The organism is Intestinimonas sp., assembly GCF_026169115.1.
Classification (GTDB): domain Bacteria; phylum Bacillota; class Clostridia; order Oscillospirales; family Oscillospiraceae; genus Intestinimonas.
In genome coordinates, this window is sequence record NZ_JAPFEA010000076.1 from 1 (window position 1) to 4,742 (window position 4,742).

3 protein-coding genes and 1 pseudogene are annotated in these 4,742 nt (G+C 62.3%); 2 read left to right on the plus strand and 2 right to left on the minus strand.

The window, feature by feature from the left end:
- A pseudogene (locus Q0Y09_RS07115) lies at positions 1–431 on the minus strand (pyruvate:ferredoxin (flavodoxin) oxidoreductase); the annotation flags it as partial.
- 308 nt (positions 432–739) lie between these two features.
- On the opposite strand from Q0Y09_RS07115, the gene Q0Y09_RS07120 reads away from it, so the two are divergent.
- Positions 740–2,257: a YifB family Mg chelatase-like AAA ATPase gene (locus tag Q0Y09_RS07120; RefSeq protein WP_297719698.1), complete on the plus strand. Its 1,518-nt coding sequence runs from the start codon at positions 740–742 to the stop codon at positions 2,255–2,257.
- A gap of 253 nt (positions 2,258–2,510) precedes the next feature.
- Here Q0Y09_RS07120 and Q0Y09_RS07125 read toward each other — a convergent pair whose 3' ends face one another.
- On the minus strand, positions 2,511–2,897 hold the full coding sequence (locus tag Q0Y09_RS07125) for a hypothetical protein (RefSeq protein WP_297719701.1): 387 nt from the start codon (positions 2,895–2,897) through the stop codon (positions 2,511–2,513).
- Between the two features lie 56 nt (positions 2,898–2,953).
- Here Q0Y09_RS07125 and thiI point away from each other — a divergent pair, with 56 nt between their 5' ends.
- Complete coding sequence (thiI, locus tag Q0Y09_RS07130) at positions 2,954–4,123, plus strand: tRNA uracil 4-sulfurtransferase ThiI (RefSeq protein ID WP_297719704.1); 1,170 nt, start codon at positions 2,954–2,956, stop codon at positions 4,121–4,123.
- Positions 4,124–4,742: the final 619 nt, after the last annotated feature.

The window sequence follows — 4,742 nt, forward strand, 5'->3', positions numbered from 1 at the left end:
GTCTCAGCCAGCATGGCAAAGCCGGTCTGGCGGCAGGCCATGACGTCGGAGTGGTCGCCGAAGATGTTCAGGCTCTGGGCGGCCACGGTACGGGCGGAGACATGGAACACACAGGGCAGCAGCTCGCCGGCGATCTTATACATATTGGGGATCATCAGCAGCAGGCCCTGAGAGGCGGTGTAGGTGGTGGTGAGGGCGCCGGCGTTCAGAGAGCCGTGCACGGTGCCGGCGGCGCCGGCCTCGGACTGCATCTCAATGACGCGGACAGGATCGCCGAAAATGTTCTTGCGGCCTGCGGCGGCCCACTGATCCACATTATCGGCCATGGGGCTGGAGGGCGTGATGGGGTAAATGCCCGCGACCTCCGTAAACGCATAGGAAACGTGTGCTGCGGCGGTATTGCCGTCCATGGACTTCTTTTTTCTAGCCATGTTGATCGTTCCTCCTTCGTTCAAATGGATACGGTTCCATTTTCCTAGCTCCTTAATAGTACCACTCATTCCTCCGTTTGTAAATCGAATCTTGCTCCGTTCGAAGATTTTCGGCGATGAATCCAAAATTGGTCCCTCCAATTTGTCGATTCTTAAAAAATAGCCGGCGCCGCGCCTTGAAAACCCTCATAAAATCAGGTATAGTTAGAAAAAAGTTCTCGCGGCAAAGGGTGTGCGCTCCGGTCCTCCGCCGGCCTGGCTCCCCTGCCGTCCGACTCCTCGCTCCACAGGAAAGGCGGTGCTCAACGGTGCTCTGCACGCTCAACTCCCTGGGCCTTCACGGCATCACGGGCTATCTGGTGACGGCGGAATGCGACCTCTCCAGCGGCCTGCCCAACTTTGATATCGTGGGTCTCCCGGACGCGGCGGTGAAGGAGGCCCGGGAGCGGGTCCGTTCCGCCATCCGGAACTGCGGCTTTACCTTTCCCGTCTCCCGGATCACGGTCAATCTGGCCCCCGCTGACCGGCGGAAGGGGGGCACCCTCTACGACCTGCCCATGCTGGTGGGCATCCTCTGCGCCGGGCGGCAGCTGCCCCCTCCGGCGGAGGACGCCGCCTTTGTGGGGGAGCTCTCCCTGTCCGGAGAGCTGCGTCCAGTGACGGGCATGCTGCCTATGGCCCTGGCCGCCCGGGATGCCGGACTCACCGCCCTCTACGTCCCCGCCGACTCGGCCCCCGAGGCCACGCTGGCCGCCGGACTCACCGTCTACCCCGTGGAAAATGTGGCACAGCTCTCCGCCCACCTGCGGGGGGAAGTCCCCATCCCGCCGGCGGAGCCCTGGACCCCCGCCCCCGGCGGAGCCGGCGGGCCCGACTTCGCCGAGGTCAAGGGTCAGGAGCCGGTCAAGCGGGCTCTGGAGATCGCCGCCGCCGGCGGGCACAACATCGCCATGATCGGCCCGCCGGGCTCGGGCAAATCCATGCTGGCGCGAAGGCTCCCCTCCATCCTCCCCGACCTCTCCCAACGGGAGGCCCTGGAGTGTACCCAGATCCACTCTGTCCTGGGGCTCACCACCAAGGAGGAGCCCCTGCTCACCCGTCGCCCCTTCCGCTCCCCCCACCACACCATCTCAGTGATGGGGCTCTCCGGCGGCGGCTCCCCGCCCCGGCCCGGGGAGATCTCCCTGGCCCACCACGGCGTCCTCTTTCTGGACGAGCTGCCTGAGTTTCAAAAGGAGACTCTGGAGGTGCTGCGGCAGCCCATGGAGGACGGGAGGGTCCAGATCTCCCGGGTGTCGGGCACCGAGGTCTTCCCCAGCCGGTTCATGCTGGTGGCGGCCATGAATCCCTGCAAATGCGGCTGGTACGGCCACCCCTCCGGCCGGTGCCGATGCTCCGAGCATGAGGTAAAGAAGTATCTGGGGCGGCTGTCCGGTCCCCTGCTGGACCGCATCGACCTCTATGTGGAGGTGCCGCCCCTGGACTTTGGGGAGCTCTCCGCCCGGCCCGCCGGGGAGTCCTCGGCAGAGATCAAAAAGCGGGTGGACGCCGCCCGGGCCGTGCAGACCGCCCGGTTCGGCCCCTCTGGCCCCGACTGCAACGCCCACATGGGCCCCCGGGAGCTCCAGGACTGCTGCGCTCTGGACGACAGGTGCCGGGCCGTCATGCAGGGGGCCTTCGACCGCATGGGCCTTACCGCTCGGAGCTATGACCGCATCCTCCGGGTGGCCCGGACCATCGCCGACCTGGAGGGGGCGGAGCAGATCCAGATCCCCCACCTGGCCGAGGCCCTCCAGTACCGGGAGAGCAGTTATTTGAGACGATGATCCTCACACGTCTCCCCTTTCGCAGTTGTCATTTCGAGCCAGCCCGCGGGCTGGTGAGAAATCCGTCTCCCCAGCTTTACCCAGATGCGGATTTCTCACCGGTGTTGCCACCGGTTCGAAATGACAAGGAACGCCCGGTAAATGGGGACATAGAGCTTCTTTTTCCCTTTGGAGCAATTCTGGGCATAAATAACCTCCCTTTGTCGAAATGACAAAGGGAGGTATATTCACAAGTTCATCCTGTTGCACATGTTCACTCTGTCTTTGTGCCAGCCTCATCTGATCTGGATTTTTCACCCAGCTTTGATACGATAATACCCGTACATACGATTACTACAACACAAAGGTATGCACCCATGCCTAATACGCATGCACTGCCATAGTCCATGCCATTGAAGAAGTCTCCGCAAATATCAGATACAAGAATTCCAATAAATGCGATCACTAAACCAACCACAAAATATGTTCCAACTTTTTTCATTTCAATCCTCCACAGCAGCAAAGTCAAATTTATTTTCTCGCTTACTTTATCATGTTTTTCTGTCCAAAGCAACATCATGGCAAAATTGGCAAGGCCAGAATCCATCCGCCTAAGTGCAAAAAGGGCACCATGGAACCAATGCTGGACTTTTGCTCCCACATCATCTATAATATCCGAGAAAAATATCTGTTTTCCAAACAGGAAAGGAAGTTCACATGACCGAGATGATCCTCCTCAAGCAGGGAGAGATGGTCCTGAAGGGGACCAACCGATACACCTTTGAAGACAAGATGCGCGCCAACATCGCCCGGCGGCTGAAACCCCTGGGCAAGTTCAAGGTCTACACACGGCAGTCCACCACCTATGTGGAGCCCCAGAGCGAGGACTGCGACATGGACGCCGCCTACGAGGCCATGAAGCATATCTTCGGCGTGGTGGGGCTCAGCCGGGCCAAGTCCTGCGAAAAGACCAAGGAGGCCATGCTGGAGACCGCCAGGAGCTACCTGGGAGACCAGCTCTCCCGGGCCAGGACTTTCAAGGTGGAGTCCAAGCGGGCGGACAAGACCTTCCCCATGACCTCCATCGCCCTGAGCCAGTGGGTGGGCGGGGAGCTGGACGACCTCTACCCCGACCTCACCGTGGACGTCCACCACCCCGAGCTCACCGTCCACCTGGAGGTCCGGGACTACGCCGCCTTCGTCCACGCCGACCCGGAGCCCGGCGCCGGCGGTCTCCCCGTGGGCACCAGTGGCCGTGCCCTGAGCATGCTCAGCGGCGGCATCGACTCCCCGGTGGCCTCCTGGATGATGGCCAAGCGGGGAGTGGCCCTGGAGATGATCCACTTCTACTCCTACCCCTACACCTCCCCCGAGGCCAAGCAGAAGGTGCTGGACCTGGCAGAGCTCCTCACCCCCTGGACCGGACGGCTCACCGTCCACGTGGTCCCCTTCACCCACATCCAGGAGGAGCTGCGCCGCTCCTGCCCCGAGGACTACTTCACCCTTCTCATGCGGCGATTCATGATGCGCATTGCCGAGGGGGTGGCCCACCGCACCGGCTGCCATGCCATCGTCACCGGCGAGTCCCTGGGCCAGGTGGCCTCCCAGACCATGGACGCCATGGCCGTCACCGGCGCCGTCACCGACCTGCCCGTCTTCCGTCCCCTGGTGGGCATGGACAAGGAGGAGGTGGTGCGTCTCTCCCGGAAGATCGGCACCTTTGAGACCTCCATCCTGCCCTACGAGGACTGCTGCACCGTCTTCACCCCCCGCCACCCCCGGACCCGTCCCCGCCTGGAGGACGTGGAGGCCATCGAGGCTCCCCTGGATGTGGAGGGCCTGGTGAAGGAGGCTCTGGAGGGCATTGAGCGGGTGCAGCTGGGCTGAGCATGCCCTGACACATGCCCTGACAGCCGCGCCCACCTGCGCAGCTCCCCCTTGACGGGGGAGCTGTCCGGCAAAGCCGGACTGAGGGGGTGAACGGAGCCGCACCCCTTGTCGCGGTGCGCGGCTCCCCAGACGTGCCCACGGTACGGCGCTGTTTTGTGGGGCGCGACGGCGTCGGAGTGCCCCCTCCTCCGTCATTCTGAGGCCGAAGCCGAAGAATCCGTACTTCCGTCTTCTGTTGTCACGGAAAAGGATGGGGAGACGGATCCTTCGCTGCGCTCAGGATGACGCGGGGGTAGGGGCGGCTATCAGCCGCCCGCCCTATCGATGCGGCAGCGCGTCTGCGTGAGTCGCAGCTTTCTATTATCCCATGAAAAAAGAGGTCCTTACCATGTCATATACTGCCGAGCTCATCGCCGTGGGTACGGAACTTTTGCTGGGCAACATCGCCAACTCCCCACGGAATCTGTGATTCCGCGGGGGCCCCATATATTTCACATCCTCGGGCGGAATGAATCCGCCCTGCGGAAATACTTCGCTGCGCTGCGCATTTACGGCGGCATTCCCCGCCGGTGTCGGTGTTGGCGATGGGAGGTTTTTCCATGTCATATACTGCCGA